The following is a 15,060-nucleotide window of genomic DNA, read 5'->3' as shown; positions in this document are numbered from 1 at the left end:
TAATGAAAAAAATTTTAGGGATCGTGGTTCTGGGTTTGTTGTTGAGTGGGAATGCTTATTCTAAAACAATAGTGGTTAAAGCTAATCCAGAAAAAGGTTTTAATTTTCCTTATTTGTTAAAAACTTCAAAAAAAACTTCAGATGCAAAATATTTAATTGTTGAGTCAAATAACACTGGTAACGGTAAATCAATAAAAGATATGACCAGTAAAGCTAAAAAGTCTCTGGGTTGGGTTTTGGGTTCTGATATTGCAAAAAAATTAAATTTCCCTTTATTAATGCCTGTTTTTCCATTCGCTACTAAAGAAATTGAAAAAGATTTACCCAATTTAAAATGGCATTATTATTTTCCTCAATTAGATAGCGACACTATAAAAATAAATAATGATAAATACAAAAGAATTGATTTGCAGTTAATTGCCATGATTGACGATGCAAGAGAAAGATTGTTGAAAGAAAATAACCAAAGTATAAATGAAAAGGTTATTTTTACTGGTTTTTCATCATCCTCTCTATTTGCAGCAAGATTTACTTTTTTAAATCCAGACAGAGTATCAGTTGCAGTTGGTGGAGGAATAGGAGGTTTGCTACCTGTTCCAGCTGATAAAATTAATGGAATTGAAACTATATACCCTATTGGAACGTATGATTTTGTAAAAATTACTGGAAAAAAATTTCCTCTAGAAGAATACAAAAATACACCTCAATTTTACTGGCAAGGAACAAAAGATAAATCAAATCCATTTAGGAAAGGTGCTGAAGATTTAACAGATAAAGAGTTTGGAATAGTAAAAAAACTTTTTGTAGATGGGCTACTTTTTGAATCAAGTCCTGTTTCTTTAGAAGTTAATACTGTGATGTGGAAAAATTCTCAAAAATACATAAATCAAATTGTAGATAATGTTAAATTTGAAAGCCCAAAAAACTTAGGACACCAAGTAGATAATAAAATGCTTCTTAAAAGTGTTAAATTCATAAAAGAAAACTTATGAAAAAACTTTTAAGTAAAATCTCGACATGTGCCCGACAAAAAGTAATCTAAACGTTAATCAGCATTATAAATAAAGAGAAGTAGGAGAGTGGTAAGGGGCGTTCTGTTACCCGGTGCCCCAGACCGTGCTTGTATAATCCTTATTTTGCAACAAAGTTGAAATACTAGAGGGTACAAAATTACCTAAAATCCCGACACTAGCCCGACAAAGATATTGGTGCTAGGATCGTGGTTCATGAAAAAGATTTTAGGAATTATAGTTCTGAGTTTGTTGTGGACTAACACTTCTTTTGCTAACGACCATAAGCCAAATAATTTTGATGCTTTTGTTTGGTCAGATGGAAAAAAATTAAAAATTCAGAAAGGTAGAGATATTGAAAACCCAGAAAACAAAATCATAATTATCTTCAATCATGGTGGGTGGGGATGGGATAAAAGCTGGGGACCAGGCTGGGCTTCTAGCTTAGCAAAATTAATGGCACCTAATCTTTCTGGAAAAAATATTAAAGGAAAAGAAACCGTTTTATGGATGAATGGAAGTTTAATTGACAAAAAGAATGATCCTTTTAAAGGGAAAGAAATTGGATATGCTTGTGGATGGAAACTTAGAGGAGGTTATCATCCTCCATGGTATGACTGTGTAATAAATAATTTTCCTACTTATTTAAGAGAAAAAAGAACAAAAGAAGCTATAGATTATTTTGCAAGAAAAGGCACACCTAGAAACCAAATATTTTTATCAGGACATTCTTGTGGTGCATGGAACGCACTTAGACTTAAAGGAAAATACCCTGATGCTTTTAACAGTGCTATCGCCTATATGCCTAATTGTTGGGACAGAAAGCCAAATGGACCTATAAGAAAAATGTTAATTGATGAAATGAAAACTTTTAAAGAACTTTCTTCAATTAGTTTTTCAAGTCCCGTTGACGGTCATGCAGACTGGCATAGTGATTACAAATATTTAAAATGGATAGGAGATATACCGGGTGCCACTATGATTGAATTAGCTGGTCACAATGCAAAAAATGGTAGAGAAATTTCTGTAAATGGAAAACTGTGTAAAGATTTGCCAAGAATGCAAGCGGGATGGGAAGAGACCCATGATGTTAAAAAAAAACATAAAGGATTTAAGCCAGTTGATAAAAAAGAAAAGAAAGAAATGAAGAAAAAAGCTAGAGGGCATGTAATGCTTTATTATTCTTGTTTTCAAGATTACTATCCTCAAATTTTAGATTTTATTGTTTCAAAAGTTAAATGAAAAAACTTTTAAGTAAAATCCCGACATGTGCCCGACAAAAAGTAATCTAAACGTTAATCAGCATTATAAATAAAGAGAAGTAGAGGAGTGTGTAGGGGCGTTCTGTTACCCGGTGCCCCAGACCGTGCTTCTATAATTAACCTAAGTTAATTATGCAGCAAGTGCGTAACTTTCGTCAGCATTTAAAGTTTAGCCCGTTACGGTGGAACAATCCCGAACGAAAGAATAGCCTTTAGTCACCCGTCGATCCTATTTCACCCCCGTAAGTTGTAAATGGTGGAGGTGGTGGGTACTGCCCCCACGTCCGTAATGGTTATTACGAAATTCGTTTATCGTCGTAGTTGGCAAGCCAACAGTATTACTATAAAAGCATTTGAAAGAGATTCAATAAAAATCATGAAATTAACTAAAGAACAATCACAAGAAATCAAAGATCAACAAGGTCAGCAAAATCAAACAAAAAGAGTTACAGCTCCAGCGCTTGAAAATATTCTATATGAGGCAATGCCAGCATTAGACCATGGTTTTGTAAGAGTTATTGATTACATGGGAGATGACACTTCAATTGTTCAGTCAGCTAGAGTTTCATATGGAAAAGGAACCAAACAAGTTTCAACAGATGCAGGTCTAATTAAATATTTAATGAGACATTGGCACAGCACTCCATTTGAAATGTGTGAAATTAAATACCATGTCAAACTTCCAATCTTTATTGCTCGACAATGGATAAGACATAGAACAGCAAATGTTAACGAGTACTCAGCTAGATATTCAATTTTAGATAAAGAATTTTATTTGCCATCAGCAGAAAATTTAGCAGCACAGTCTTCAAGTAACAGACAAGGTAGAGGTGATGTAATTGAAGGTGAACAAGCAAAAGAAGTTTTAGAACTTTTAAAAAATGATGCTGAACAAACTTATGATAATTATGAGATGATGCTCAATCAAAGATTTGATGGATCAACGATTGATGAAAATAAAAAAGGGTTAGCAAGAGAACTTGCAAGAATGAATTTAACTTTAAACACTTATACCCAGTGGTATTGGAAAACTGATTTATTAAACTTAATGAATTTTTTAAGATTAAGAGCTGATAGTCATGCTCAGTATGAAATAAGAGTTTATGCTGACATCATGTTAGATACTGTTAAGAAATGGGTACCTATAACTTATGATGCATTCATGGATTATAGAGTAGGGGGCACAGAAATTTCAGCTAAAGGAAAAATTATCATTCAAAAACTTATTAAAGGTGAGGATGTTAATCCAGATAGTTCAGGCTTATCCAAAAGAGAATGGAATGAACTTATGGTTTCTTTTGATCTTAAAGATAAGTTGATTTAATTTTTCTAGCAAAGTCTAAATATATTTTAGAAATTTCGTGTTCAGGATTAGCTTCAACAATTGGCTTTCCTTCATCTCCACATTTTCCAACCTCAGGATTTATTGGAATTTCTCCTAAAAATTCTTTTTCAAATTCATCTGCAGTTCGCTTAACCCCACCTTCACCAAATATTTTATATTTTTTACCATCATCACCAGTGAAATAGCTCATGTTATCAACTAAACCCAAGATCTTAACTCCAAGCTTGTCAAACATTTTAATCCCTCTTTTAACATCAAGAAGAGCTACTTCTTGAGGAGTTGAGACAATAATTGCTCCATCCATCTTAATTTCTTGAGAAAAAGTTAATTGGGTATCTCCAGTTCCTGGAGGCATATCAACAATGATAAAATCTAAATCTTTCCAACCAACTTTTTGTGTAAATGTTTTAATTGCACTAGTAACCATAGGTCCACGCCAAATCATTGGAGTTTGCTGGTCTGCAAGAAAACCAATGGACATACATTGAATGTCATATTTTGTAATTGGAGTTAAGGTTTGACCATCACTTTTTGGTTTTTCATTAATATCAAACATCTTTGGAATTGAAGGACCATAAATATCAGCGTCAAGTAAACCAACTTTGCAGCCAATTTGTTTTAATGCTAAAGCAAGGTTGGTTGCAAAAGTTGATTTTCCAACTCCTCCTTTTGCACTTGAAACAGCTATTGTAAATTTTGTTCCTAAAATTGGGTTCTTTGTGAACTTTCTAGGTTCCAGTTTTTTTTTCATTGCGTCACTTAGTTCTGGCTTTTTATCTGTCATAATCTCATCATTACTTGTTTTTTATTATAAAGACATTATATACTTTGTCATATGTCAGATGATTTTCAAGGTAGAGGCGGAAGCCCATGGGGAACACCTCCAGGAGGAGGAAATGGTTCGGGAAAAGGACCTACACCACCTGATGTAGATGCAATTATTAGAGATATTCAAAGTAAAATAAATAAATTTTTACCTGGTGGAAGCTCATCAGGAGGAAAACCAATTATATTAGTTCTAATTATTTTAGCCTTCGTATGGTTAGCAAGTGGCCTATATAGAGTACTTCCAGATGAACAAGGTGTTGTTCTTAGATTTGGTAAGTTTATTAAAACTACACAACCAGGATTAAATTATCATATTCCTTTTCCAGTAGAGGCTGTTGAAACACCAAAAGTTACAAAAGTTAATAGAATGGATATTGGTTTTAGATCTGAAAGAGAAAGTGGTTTTTCACAAGGTGGAGGAGTGGCAGATATCCCTCAAGAAAGTTTAATGTTAACAGGGGATGAAAATATTGTTAATATCGATTTTTCAGTATTCTGGATAATTAAAGATGCAGGAAAATTCTTATTTGAGGTCCAAGACCCAGAAAGCACTGTGAAAGCTGCTGCAGAAACTGCAATGAGAGAAGTTGTTGCTAAAAGTAATATTCAATCAATTTTAACTGAAGGAAGAGCTAAAATTGAAATTGAAACACAAGAAATTATTCAAAAGATATTAGATGAATACAATAGTGGTATTCAAGTAACTCAAGTACAAACGCAAAAAGCAGACCCACCTAATCAAGTAATTGATTCTTTTAGAGACGTACAAGCTGCAAGAGCGGATATGGAAAGATCCAAAAATGAAGCTGAAGCTTATGCAAACGATGTGATCCCAAGAGCTAGAGGAGAAGCTGCAAAAATTATGCAAGCAGCTGAAGCTTATAAACAACAAGTGGTTGCTCAAGCAGAAGGTGAAGCTAGCAGATTCGTATCTATCTATGAAGAGTATGCAAAAGCAAAAGAAGTTACTCAAGAAAGAATGTACCTAGAGACTATGGAAAAAGTTTTAGCTGATATTGATAAAGTAATTATAGAAAAAAATGCAGGTTCAGGTGTGGTGCCGTATTTACCATTACCAGAGCTAGGTAAAAAAAAGGCAAGTAACTAATGAAAGTACAAAAAATTTTATTACCAATAATTATTGCAGTAGGAGCATTAGCGTTTCTATCTATGTTTATAGTTAAAGAGACAAACCAAGCGATTGTTCTCCAATTTGGTGATCCTAAAAGAATTATTACAAAACCAGGTTTAAATTTTAAAATTCCTTTTATTCAAAACGTAGTTTTTCTAGATACAAGAATTTTAAATTTAGATACACCACCAGAAGAAGTTATTGCATCAGATCAAAAGCGTTTAATTGTTGATGCATTTGCAAGATTTAGAATTGTAGACCCTTTAAAATTTTATATTTCAGTTGGCAATGAAAGAGTTGCAAGATCAAGACTAGCAACGATTATTAACTCAAGACTGAGAAATGTACTCGGACAGCAAGAATTACAAACTTTACTTTCAAAAGATAGAACTAAACAAATGGCTTTAATACAAGAAGGTGTAAATACTGAAGCTGAAAGTTTTGGAATTAAAATAGTAGATGTTAGAATTAAAAGAGCGGACCTTCCACAAGCAAACAGTGATGCAATTTATAGAAGAATGCAGACTGAAAGGGAAAGAGAAGCAAAAGAATTTAGAGCAAAAGGTGCTGAGATGGCAGTTACAATTACTTCAACTGCAGATAAAGATGTTTCTGTAATTTTAGCAAATGCTAATAAAGAATCTGAGATCATGAAGGGTCAAGGTGATGGTGAAAGAAATAAAATTTTTGCGGAAGCCTTTGGAAGAGATGCAGAATTTTTTGCTTTCTACAGAGCGATGCAAGCTTATGAAACTGCTTTAATTGGTGGACAGACATCTTTAATTTTATCGCCTGATAGTGAATTCTTTAAATTTTTCGGTAACATAAAACCTAAAAATTAATCTAAAATAATGAAAGAGCTGATTATAGCTTTTGGACTTTTTCTTTTTATAGAAGGAATTTTATATGCCTTATTTCCATCAAAAATGAAAAGTATGTTAAAAAAAATGGAGATGATAAAAGACTCACAATTAAGAAGTGGTGGGTTAATTTTTGCAGTTATAGGTTTTATAATTATTTGGTATATAAAAAGTTAAAATGAACAGAATTAAAGAATTATTTATTATATTTTTTGCAATAAGTTTTGCTTCAGGAGTATTAGCAAAAGACGCACCAGCATCATTTGCGGATCTGGCAGAAAAATTAATGCCATCTGTTGTAAATATTTCTACAACGACAACAGTTACTACAAATTCAAATCCATTTCCTGGTTTTCAGTTTCCCCCAGGATCACCTTTTGAAGATATGTTCAAAGAATTTGGAACACCTCAAACAAGGAAGTCTGCTGCACTAGGTTCAGGATTTATAATAGAAGAGAGTGGGATTGTAATCACTAATAACCATGTTATTCAAAATGCAGAAGATATTTTAGTTCGAGTTGATGGTGATAAAGAATATAAAGCAACGGTTGTTGGTGCTGATCCCTTATCTGATATTGCAGTCCTTCAAATAGATTCAAAAGAAAAATTTACACCAGTTAAATTTGGAAATTCTGATCAAGCGAGAATTGGTGATTGGGTTATCGCAATTGGTAATCCCTTTGGCTTAGGAGGAACGGTTACCGCAGGAATAATATCAGCAAGAAATAGATCAATCGGTCTGTCTCGTTATGAAGATTACATTCAAACTGATGCATCAATAAACTCAGGAAACTCAGGCGGACCTTTATTTGATATGAATGGTGATGTAATTGGAATTAACACAGCAATTTTGGGTAAGGGTGGCTCTATTGGGATAGGTTTTTCGATACCATCGAACGATGCAAAAAGAGTTGTAAATCAATTAATAGAATTTGGTGAAACTAAAAGAGGATGGCTGGGCGTTAGAATTCAGGTAGTTTCTGAAGAAATTGCTGAAGTTGAAAAATTAGATGATCCTAGAGGAGCATTAGTTGCTAGTGTTGCAGAAAATAGCCCATCTGACAAAGCAGGAATTAAAGCAGGAGACATTATATTAGAGTTTAATAATACTAAAATTAAAGAGATGAAAGAATTACCAATAATTGTTGCGCAAACAGAAGTTGGTAAAACTGTAGATGTTAAAATCTGGAGAAATAAAAGAGAGATTACAAAAAAAATTAAACTAGGAAGACTTGAAACTTCAGAGGATTTTAAAGTAGAAAAAAAGGAAACTAAAGAAGAAACACCTGATATTTCTGAAATTAAATCTTTAAAAATAATTGTAAGACCATTGAATGATGAAGATATTAAGCAAAGAAAATTACCCAATCAAACAACAGGTTTGGTTATAACAAATATTGGAAAAAATAGCCCAATAGATTACTTAAATGTTGGAGATGTTATTGTTGAAGCTCAAAAGAAAAAAATAAAATCTACTAAAGATCTTGAAGATATTGTAGGCACTGTTTTAAAATCTAATCAAAAAACTATTTTGATTGTAATTTACAATAATCAAAACCAAAGAAGATATATTGGTGTTAAGCTAGATTAATAATGGACAAACAGTCCAAAATTATCTTAATTTCAGGACCGACTGCATCAGGTAAATCAAATTTTGCTGTTAAGATTGCAAAAAAAATTGAAGGAGAAATCATCAATGCTGACAGCATGCAAGTTTACAAAAAATTAAAAACATTAACTGCAAGACCCAACAAGCAAGAACAAAAAAATATTAAACATCATCTATATGGATTTGTTGATTTAAATGAAAAATTTTCAACTGGACAATGGTTAGAACTAACAATTAAAAAAATTAAAAATATTCAAAAAAAGAAAAAAATTCCAGTTTTAGTTGGTGGAACAGGTCTATATTTTCAATCATTAATTAATGGACTAGTTAAAATTCCAGAAATACCTCTTAAGTTTAGAAACAAAGTTAGACTAATGTCTAAAAAAGAAGGACAAAAAAAATTTTATAAAAAACTTTTAAAACTTGATCCTAAAATTAAAGACAAATTTGATCCAAATGATACTCAAAGATCCATAAGAGCTTATGAAATTAAATCTTATACAAATATATCTATGTATGATTGGTTAGCTAAGACTAAATCTGAATTTAAAGATAGTGATTTTTTAAAACTGCATATTGAAACAAAAAGAAAAAAACTTGTTGAAAGAATTAATTTAAGAACTTCTAGCATGGTAAAAAATGGAGCCATTTCTGAAGTTAAAAAATTTCTTAAATTAAAAATTAAAAAAGATCAGAGTGTAAACAAGGTAATTGGGATTGCCGAATTGACACAGTATCTAAATCATGAAATTACCTTGGATGAAGCAGAAAAGTTAATATCAATTAAAACAAGACAATACGCTAAAAGACAAGCGACTTGGGCAAGAACTAGGATGTCATCGTGGATTAAAATTGATCCAATCAAATTAGATGGTTATATAAAAAAATTAAAAAAATCTTCTCTTAAACTTGACCAATTAACATAAAGTCCGATAGATTGCCTGGATGCCAAAATTATATTCAGGAGCAGAGATAGTATTCAAGTGTCTTGAAGACCAAAAAGTTGAACATATTTTTGGATATCCAGGTGGAGCAGTTCTTCCTATCTATGATGAACTAAAAAATCATCCAACTATAAAACATATTTTAGTTAGACATGAACAAGGAGCAGGTCATGCTGCGGAAGGTTATGCAAGATCAACTGGAAAACCAGGTGTTGTATTGGTTACTTCAGGACCAGGTGCAACAAATGTTGTAACTGCATTAACCGACGCTTATATGGATTCAGTTCCTCTAGTTTGTATTTCAGGACAAGTACCTACACACTTAATTGGAACAGATGCTTTTCAAGAATGCGATACTACAGGAATTACAAGACCTTGCACCAAACATAATTGGTTAGTTAAAGATATAAATGATTTGCCAAGAATTATGCATGAAGCCTTTGAAGTTGCAACAACAGGAAGACCAGGACCAGTATTAGTTGATATTCCAAAAGATATTCAATTTGCAAAAACAAAATACTCAAAACCAAATAAAGATAAAAAAGTTGTTACTAAAAATTTAAATAGATTTAATCAAAAAGACATAGATCAATTTATTGATTTAATGAGCAAGTCTAAAAAACCAATATTTTATACCGGTGGTGGAGTTATTAACTCAGGACCCAAAGCAAGTGAATTGTTAAGAGAGTTAGTTTCTTTAACCGGGTTTCCTATAACCTCAACTTTACAAGGCCTAGGTGCTTATCCTGGAAATGATAATCAATTTTTAGGAATGCTTGGAATGCACGGAACTTATGAAGCTAATAATGCAATGCATGACTGTGACTTATTAATTAATATTGGTGCAAGGTTTGATGATAGGATCACAGGAAAAATAGATGAGTTCTCTCCGAAATCAAAAAAGGTTCACATTGATATAGATCCATCCTCAATCAATAAAATAGTTAAAGTTGATTTATCAATAGTTGGTGATGTATCGGATGTAATCAGTTCAACGACCAAAACATTAAAAAAGAAAAAATTAAATCTAGAAAAATCTAATAAACAAAAAATTTCAAACTGGTGGTTACAAATTGAAAAATGGCGGACTAAACAATCTTTAAGTTTTGTGAACAGCGATACAATTATTAAACCTCAGTATGCAGTTCAACGATTGTACGAATTAACAAAAAACAGTGACACTTATATTACAACTGAAGTCGGACAGCATCAAATGTGGGCAGCACAACATTATAAATTTGATAAACCTAATAGATGGATGACATCTGGAGGTCTTGGAACAATGGGTTATGGATTACCAGCAGCTATTGGTGTTCAGGTAGCTCATCCAAAAAAACTAGTGGTAGATATAGCAGGTGAAGCCTCAATTCTTATGAATATGCAGGAGATATCAACGGCAGTTCAGTATAATTTGCCAATAAAGATATTTATTTTAAATAACCAATATATGGGAATGGTTAGACAGTGGCAGGAGCTACTACACGAAAAAAATTATTCTGAAAGTTATTCAAAAGCTTTACCAGATTTTGTTAAATTAGCAGAAGCTTATGGATGTGTTGGTATTAGAGCAAAAGATCCAAGTGAATTAGATGAAAAAATTGAAGAAATGATTAACACAGATAGACCTGTTATTTTTGACTGTCTTGTAGATCAAGGAGAGAATTGTTTTCCAATGATCCCATCGGGAAAACCTCACAACCAAATGCTTTTAGGTCCAAAGGATCAGGATGCAAATAAAATTACAGGAAAAGGAAAAGCGTTAGTTTAAATGGTAAAATCTAAATCCGCATATAGCACACCGAGTAAATCTGGAAAAATTGATACACACATTATTGTTGTATGGGTTGATAACGAAGCAAGTGTTTTATCAAGAGTGGTAGGGCTATTTTCAGGTAGAGGATATAATATTGAATCCTTAGCAGTTGCTGAAATTGACCATAAAAAAAATCTTTCTAGAATTACTATTGTCACAACAGGGACACCACAAGTTATAGAACAAATTGTATTGCAGCTCAAAAAATTAGTTCCGGTGCATAATGTTGTTAATTTTAAAAGAGAAGATAAAAAAGTGATATTTAAAGAAATGGCCCTATTAAAAATTGTTGCAAATTCTATCGAAATTAAGAAAGCTTTAAATGCTTGTAAAAAGTATAATCCAGTTATATTAGATCACACAAATAAATCTGTTGTAATTCAAATAACAGCTTTAAGAAGAGAAATAGATAGTATGATAAAGAATTTAAAACCACTTGGTCTTGTCAGTGCCTCAAGAACGGGAGCGGTAGCAATGACTAGAGGTGCAGAAATTTTAAATTAATTACCAATAGGAGAAAAAAATGAAAATGTTTTATGAAAAAGATGCAGATGTAGATTTAATTAAAAGTAAAAAAATAGCAATTTTTGGTTATGGAAGCCAAGGTCATGCGCATGCACTAAATTTAAAAGATAGTGGAGCCAAAGAAGTTGTTGTAGCCCTTAGAGATGGATCAGCAAGTAAAGCAAAAGCTGAGTCAAAAGGATTAAGAGTTATGAATATGTCAGATGCTGCTGAATGGGCAGAAGTTGCAATGATCTTAACACCTGATGAATTACAAGCTTCAATTTATAAAAATCATATTGAGCAAAGAATTAAACAAGGAACAAGTTTAGCTTTCGCTCATGGATTAAATATTCATTACAAGCTGATTGATGCTAGAAAAGATTTAGATGTATTTATGGTTGCTCCCAAAGGACCGGGCCACCTGGTTAGAAGTGAGTTTGAAAGAGGTGGTGGAGTTCCATGTTTATTTGCAGTTCATCAAAATGGAACAGGTAAAGCAAGAGACCTTGCATTATCATATGCCTCGGCAATAGGTGGGGGGAAATCTGGTATTATTGAAACTACCTTTAAAGATGAGTGTGAAACAGATTTATTTGGCGAACAATCAGTTTTATGTGGTGGATTAGTTGAGCTTATTAAAAATGGCTTTGAAACCCTAACTGAAGCTGGCTATGAACCAGAAATGGCATACTTTGAATGTCTACATGAAGTAAAGTTGATAGTAGACTTAATTTACGAAGGAGGAATTGCTAATATGAATTACTCAATTTCCAATACAGCAGAGTATGGAGAGTATGTATCTGGTAAAAAGGTTGTTGATAGTGAGAGCAAGAAAAGAATGAAAGAAGTTCTAGCTGATATTCAATCTGGTAAGTTCACAAAAGACTGGATGAAAGAGTGTGAAGGCGGCCAAAAGAACTTTTTAAAAATGAGAAAAGATCTTGCGGATCATCCAATTGAAAAGGTTGGTGCAGAACTTAGAGCCATGATGCCTTGGATTGGTAAGAAAAAATTAATAGATAGTGATAAGAGTTAATTTTTACTAAAAACCTAAATCGATCATAAATTATAACCAAAATATAACATTTATTTTGCAATCTCTATTATAGATTGTATTATAGATTTTCTAAAATTATTGGTTATGAGCGATAAAGATAAAGTTATTATATTTGATACTACGATGCGAGATGGTGAACAGTCACCTGGTGCATCAATGAGTATTGAAGAAAAAATTCAAATTGCAAGAATTTTTGATGAATTAGGCATAGATGTAATTGAAGCTGGTTTTCCAATTGCATCCCCTGGTGACTTTGAGGCTGTAACTGCAATAAGTAAAATTCTAAAAAATTCTATTCCATGTGGATTATCAAGAGCTAGTAAAAAGGATATAGATGCATGTCATGAAGCATTAAAAGCTTCACCAAGATTTAGAATTCATACTTTTATTTCCACAAGTCCACTACACATGAAGCACAAATTAAATAAAACTCCAGAACAAGTTTTGGATGCAATAAAAGAAAGTGTAACTTATGCAAGAAATTTAACAGATGATGTTGAGTGGTCTTGTGAAGATGGAACTAGAACAGACATGGATTTTATGTGTAAGATAGTTGAGACAGCAATCAGCAGTGGAGCCAAAACAATAAATATTCCTGACACTGTTGGTTATACAATTCCATCAGAATTTACTAAAATTATCACAACTTTGAAAAACAAAGTTCCAAATATAGATAAAGCTATTTTATCTGTTCACTGTCATAACGATTTAGGATTAGCAGTTGCAAATTCTTTGGCTGGAGTTCAGGCTGGTGCAAGACAAGTTGAATGTACAATTAATGGTATTGGAGAAAGAGCAGGTAATGCTGCACTTGAAGAAATTGTAATGGCGATAAGAACAAGAAATGATTTAATGCCTTTTACAACAGGAATTAAAACTGAATTATTAAGCAAAGCTTCAAAAGTTGTCTCTAATGCAACGTTTCCAGTTCAATTTAATAAGGCAATTGTTGGAAAAAATGCTTTTGCTCATGAAGCAGGTATTCATCAAGATGGAATGCTTAAAAATAGAGAAACCTATGAAATTATGACACCAGAGAGTGTGGGGGTTAAGAAAACTTCATTAGTAATGGGTAAACATTCGGGGCGACATGCTTTTAAAGAAAAGTTAAATGATCTTGGTTATGCAGATGTAACTGATGACGTAATCCAATCTGCTTTTGGTAAATTTAAAGTTTTAGCTGACAAGAAAAAACATGTTTATGATGATGATATTATGGCCTTAGTTGATGATAGTTTAATTTCAGACAATAAAATTAATGCAATAAATTTAAAGTCTTTAAAAGTTTTTGCAGGAACAGGTGAGCCTCAAAAAGCAGAAATGACACTTGACGTTTATGGAGAAGTAAAATCAACATCAGAAACAGGTGATGGTCCTGTAGATGCTATTTTTAAATGTATAAAAGTTTTATATCCACACGACGTTAAATTACAACTTTATCAAGTACATGCGGTTACTGAGGGAACAGACGCTCAAGCTACAGTAAGTGTTAGAATTGAAGAAGAAGGCAAAACTACAGTTGGACAAGCTGCGGATACTGACACATTAGTAGCGTCAGCTAATGCTTATTTAAGTGCTTTAAATAAAATGATTATTAAAAGAAAAAAAACTGTTCCAATGGAGCATGAAACTCAGAAAGTGAAGGGAATATAAGATGGCTAATTGGTTTAAAAGTATAACTAACGTTTGGAGTCAAGATATGGCGATTGATCTTGGAACCGCTAATACACTTGTTGTTTTAAAAGGACAAGGAGTAGTTTTAAATGAACCCTCTGTAGTAGCCATTGCTGAGAATATGGGAAAAAAAACTGTGTTAGCTGTAGGTGATGAAGCAAAGACGATGCTTGGAAGAACACCTGGTAACATTAGTGCTATTAGACCTTTGAGAGACGGAGTGATTGCAGACTTTATAGTTACCGAGGAAATGATTAAACATTTTATAAAAAAAGTTCACAAAAATAAAACTTTTGCAAACCCAAGAATTTTAATTTGTGTTCCAACAGGGTCAACACCCGTTGAAAGAAAAGCCATTCAAGATAGTGCGTTAGCGGCGGGGGCCAGAAGAGTTCAGTTAATTGAAGAACCTATTGCTGCAGCAATTGGTGCAGGTCTACCAATCTCAGAAGCAACTGGATCAATGGTTGTTGATATTGGTGGAGGTACTACGGAAATAGCTGTTATGTCACTGGGAGGTCTTGTTTATTCTAAATCTTTAAGAGTTGCTGGAGATGCAATGGATACGGCTTTAGTAAATTATATGAGAAAAGAATACAATTTAATGATTGGAGATAGTACTGCTGAAAAAATAAAAAAAGAAATTGGTACTGCTATTCCGTCAAACAGTAATACTTATGCAGTTAAAGGTAGAGATTTAAGATCAGGAACACCTAAAGAAGTAAATATTACTGAAGAAGATACAGCAGAAGCTTTAAATGATATTTTAAAAGAAATGGTAAATGGGATAAAAGATGCTCTGGAAAATACTCCTCCTGAATTATCTGCTGATTTAGTGGATATGGGTTTAACGTTAACAGGTGGTGGGGCTTTATTAAAAAATATTGATAAAAGATTCTCAAAAGAAACTGGATTGCCAGTTTTTATAGCAGATGATCCTTTAGCATGTGTTGCAATTGGGACAGGAAAAGCGCTAGATCAAGAAGAAACATTCTCTACTATGTTATCTGAGTATTAGA

At 32.7% G+C, this 15,060-nt stretch carries 14 protein-coding genes and 1 other RNA gene; 13 read left to right on the top strand and 2 right to left on the bottom strand.

Translation table 11 applies throughout. The features are described from left to right. The first annotated feature begins 2 nt into the window (after positions 1–2). Together AC5SMR_RS05190 and AC5SMR_RS05185 are read left to right on the top strand one after the other, a co-directional pair. The gene (locus tag AC5SMR_RS05190) at positions 3–992 is read left to right on the top strand and encodes a hypothetical protein (protein WP_494576515.1); all 990 of its coding nucleotides are present in this window, start codon (positions 3–5) and stop codon (positions 990–992) included. A gap of 234 nt (positions 993–1,226) precedes the next feature. Further along, complete coding sequence (locus AC5SMR_RS05185; protein ID WP_494576513.1) at positions 1,227–2,252, top strand: hypothetical protein; 1,026 nt, start codon at positions 1,227–1,229, stop codon at positions 2,250–2,252. 90 nt (positions 2,253–2,342) lie between these two features. On the opposite strand, the gene ssrA is transcribed toward AC5SMR_RS05185, so the two are convergent. After that, positions 2,343–2,644, bottom strand: a transfer-messenger RNA (tmRNA) gene (gene ssrA / locus AC5SMR_RS05180). Between the two features lie 4 nt (positions 2,645–2,648). Here ssrA and thyX point away from each other — a divergent pair. Further along, positions 2,649–3,596: an FAD-dependent thymidylate synthase gene (gene thyX / locus AC5SMR_RS05175; protein WP_494576511.1), complete on the top strand. Its 948-nt coding sequence runs from the start codon at positions 2,649–2,651 to the stop codon at positions 3,594–3,596. On the opposite strand, the gene AC5SMR_RS05170 is transcribed toward thyX, so the two are convergent. Beyond that, the gene (locus AC5SMR_RS05170; RefSeq protein ID WP_494576509.1) at positions 3,577–4,401 is read right to left on the bottom strand and encodes an Mrp/NBP35 family ATP-binding protein; all 825 of its coding nucleotides are present in this window, start codon (positions 4,399–4,401) and stop codon (positions 3,577–3,579) included. The two genes, thyX and AC5SMR_RS05170, sit on opposite strands and share 20 nt — an antisense overlap. A 51-nt stretch (positions 4,402–4,452) precedes the next feature. Here AC5SMR_RS05170 and hflK point away from each other — a divergent pair, with 51 nt between their 5' ends. From hflK to AC5SMR_RS05120, 10 genes are all read left to right on the top strand, one after another. Beyond that, positions 4,453–5,553, top strand: coding sequence for an FtsH protease activity modulator HflK (hflK, locus tag AC5SMR_RS05165; RefSeq protein WP_011281404.1), 1,101 nt, complete (start codon positions 4,453–4,455; stop codon positions 5,551–5,553). Continuing rightward, the gene (gene hflC / locus AC5SMR_RS05160; RefSeq protein ID WP_018414329.1) at positions 5,553–6,419 is read left to right on the top strand and encodes a protease modulator HflC; all 867 of its coding nucleotides are present in this window, start codon (positions 5,553–5,555) and stop codon (positions 6,417–6,419) included. Before hflK ends, hflC begins: the two co-directional genes overlap by 1 nt. Before the next feature lie 9 nt (positions 6,420–6,428). Continuing rightward, on the top strand, positions 6,429–6,614 hold the full coding sequence (locus tag AC5SMR_RS05155; RefSeq protein ID WP_006997904.1) for a DUF2065 domain-containing protein: 186 nt from the start codon (positions 6,429–6,431) through the stop codon (positions 6,612–6,614). A 1-nt stretch (position 6,615) separates the two neighbouring features. Beyond that, positions 6,616–8,028, top strand: coding sequence for a Do family serine endopeptidase (locus tag AC5SMR_RS05150; RefSeq protein WP_494576506.1), 1,413 nt, complete (start codon positions 6,616–6,618; stop codon positions 8,026–8,028). A 2-nt stretch (positions 8,029–8,030) separates the two neighbouring features. Continuing rightward, positions 8,031–8,972 (top strand): tRNA (adenosine(37)-N6)-dimethylallyltransferase MiaA, encoded by a 942-nt coding sequence (gene miaA / locus AC5SMR_RS05145; protein ID WP_494576504.1) that lies wholly within the window; start codon positions 8,031–8,033, stop codon positions 8,970–8,972. A gap of 19 nt (positions 8,973–8,991) precedes the next feature. Then, entirely contained in the window at positions 8,992–10,758 is a 1,767-nt protein-coding gene (locus AC5SMR_RS05140; protein WP_494576502.1) for an acetolactate synthase 3 large subunit, read from the top strand. Then, positions 10,759–11,307 (top strand): acetolactate synthase small subunit, encoded by a 549-nt coding sequence (gene ilvN, locus AC5SMR_RS05135; protein ID WP_494576500.1) that lies wholly within the window; start codon positions 10,759–10,761, stop codon positions 11,305–11,307. It begins immediately after the preceding gene. A gap of 19 nt (positions 11,308–11,326) precedes the next feature. Further along, on the top strand, positions 11,327–12,346 hold the full coding sequence (ilvC, locus tag AC5SMR_RS05130; RefSeq protein WP_494576498.1) for a ketol-acid reductoisomerase: 1,020 nt from the start codon (positions 11,327–11,329) through the stop codon (positions 12,344–12,346). Between the two features lie 105 nt (positions 12,347–12,451). After that, the gene (locus AC5SMR_RS05125) at positions 12,452–14,020 is read left to right on the top strand and encodes a 2-isopropylmalate synthase (protein ID WP_006997910.1); all 1,569 of its coding nucleotides are present in this window, start codon (positions 12,452–12,454) and stop codon (positions 14,018–14,020) included. Between the two features lies 1 nt (position 14,021). Then, positions 14,022–15,059, top strand: coding sequence for a rod shape-determining protein (locus tag AC5SMR_RS05120; RefSeq protein ID WP_494576495.1), 1,038 nt, complete (start codon positions 14,022–14,024; stop codon positions 15,057–15,059). Position 15,060 lies beyond the last annotated feature (1 nt).

The organism is Candidatus Pelagibacter sp. PS_28, from assembly GCF_059417885.1.
Note: the sequence above shows the minus strand (reverse complement) of the source record. Positions and strands in the feature narration are given on the sequence as shown.

Excerpts from the sequence above, each read along its gene's own strand:
- AC5SMR_RS05190 (WP_494576515.1), top strand. The coding sequence starts at position 3 with ATGAAAAAAATTTTAGGGATCGTGGTTCTGGGTTTGTTGTTGAGTGGG.
- AC5SMR_RS05185 (WP_494576513.1), top strand. The coding sequence starts at position 1,227 with ATGAAAAAGATTTTAGGAATTATAGTTCTGAGTTTGTTGTGGACTAAC.
- thyX (WP_494576511.1), top strand. The coding sequence starts at position 2,649 with ATGAAATTAACTAAAGAACAATCACAAGAAATCAAAGATCAACAAGGT.
- AC5SMR_RS05170 (WP_494576509.1), bottom strand. The coding sequence starts at position 4,401 with ATGACAGATAAAAAGCCAGAACTAAGTGACGCAATGAAAAAAAAACTG.
- hflK (WP_011281404.1), top strand. The coding sequence starts at position 4,453 with ATGTCAGATGATTTTCAAGGTAGAGGCGGAAGCCCATGGGGAACACCT.
- hflC (WP_018414329.1), top strand. The coding sequence starts at position 5,553 with ATGAAAGTACAAAAAATTTTATTACCAATAATTATTGCAGTAGGAGCA.
- AC5SMR_RS05155 (WP_006997904.1), top strand. The coding sequence starts at position 6,429 with ATGAAAGAGCTGATTATAGCTTTTGGACTTTTTCTTTTTATAGAAGGA.
- AC5SMR_RS05150 (WP_494576506.1), top strand. The coding sequence starts at position 6,616 with ATGAACAGAATTAAAGAATTATTTATTATATTTTTTGCAATAAGTTTT.
- miaA (WP_494576504.1), top strand. The coding sequence starts at position 8,031 with ATGGACAAACAGTCCAAAATTATCTTAATTTCAGGACCGACTGCATCA.
- AC5SMR_RS05140 (WP_494576502.1), top strand. The coding sequence starts at position 8,992 with ATGCCAAAATTATATTCAGGAGCAGAGATAGTATTCAAGTGTCTTGAA.
- ilvN (WP_494576500.1), top strand. The coding sequence starts at position 10,759 with ATGGTAAAATCTAAATCCGCATATAGCACACCGAGTAAATCTGGAAAA.
- ilvC (WP_494576498.1), top strand. The coding sequence starts at position 11,327 with ATGAAAATGTTTTATGAAAAAGATGCAGATGTAGATTTAATTAAAAGT.
- AC5SMR_RS05125 (WP_006997910.1), top strand. The coding sequence starts at position 12,452 with ATGAGCGATAAAGATAAAGTTATTATATTTGATACTACGATGCGAGAT.
- AC5SMR_RS05120 (WP_494576495.1), top strand. The coding sequence starts at position 14,022 with ATGGCTAATTGGTTTAAAAGTATAACTAACGTTTGGAGTCAAGATATG.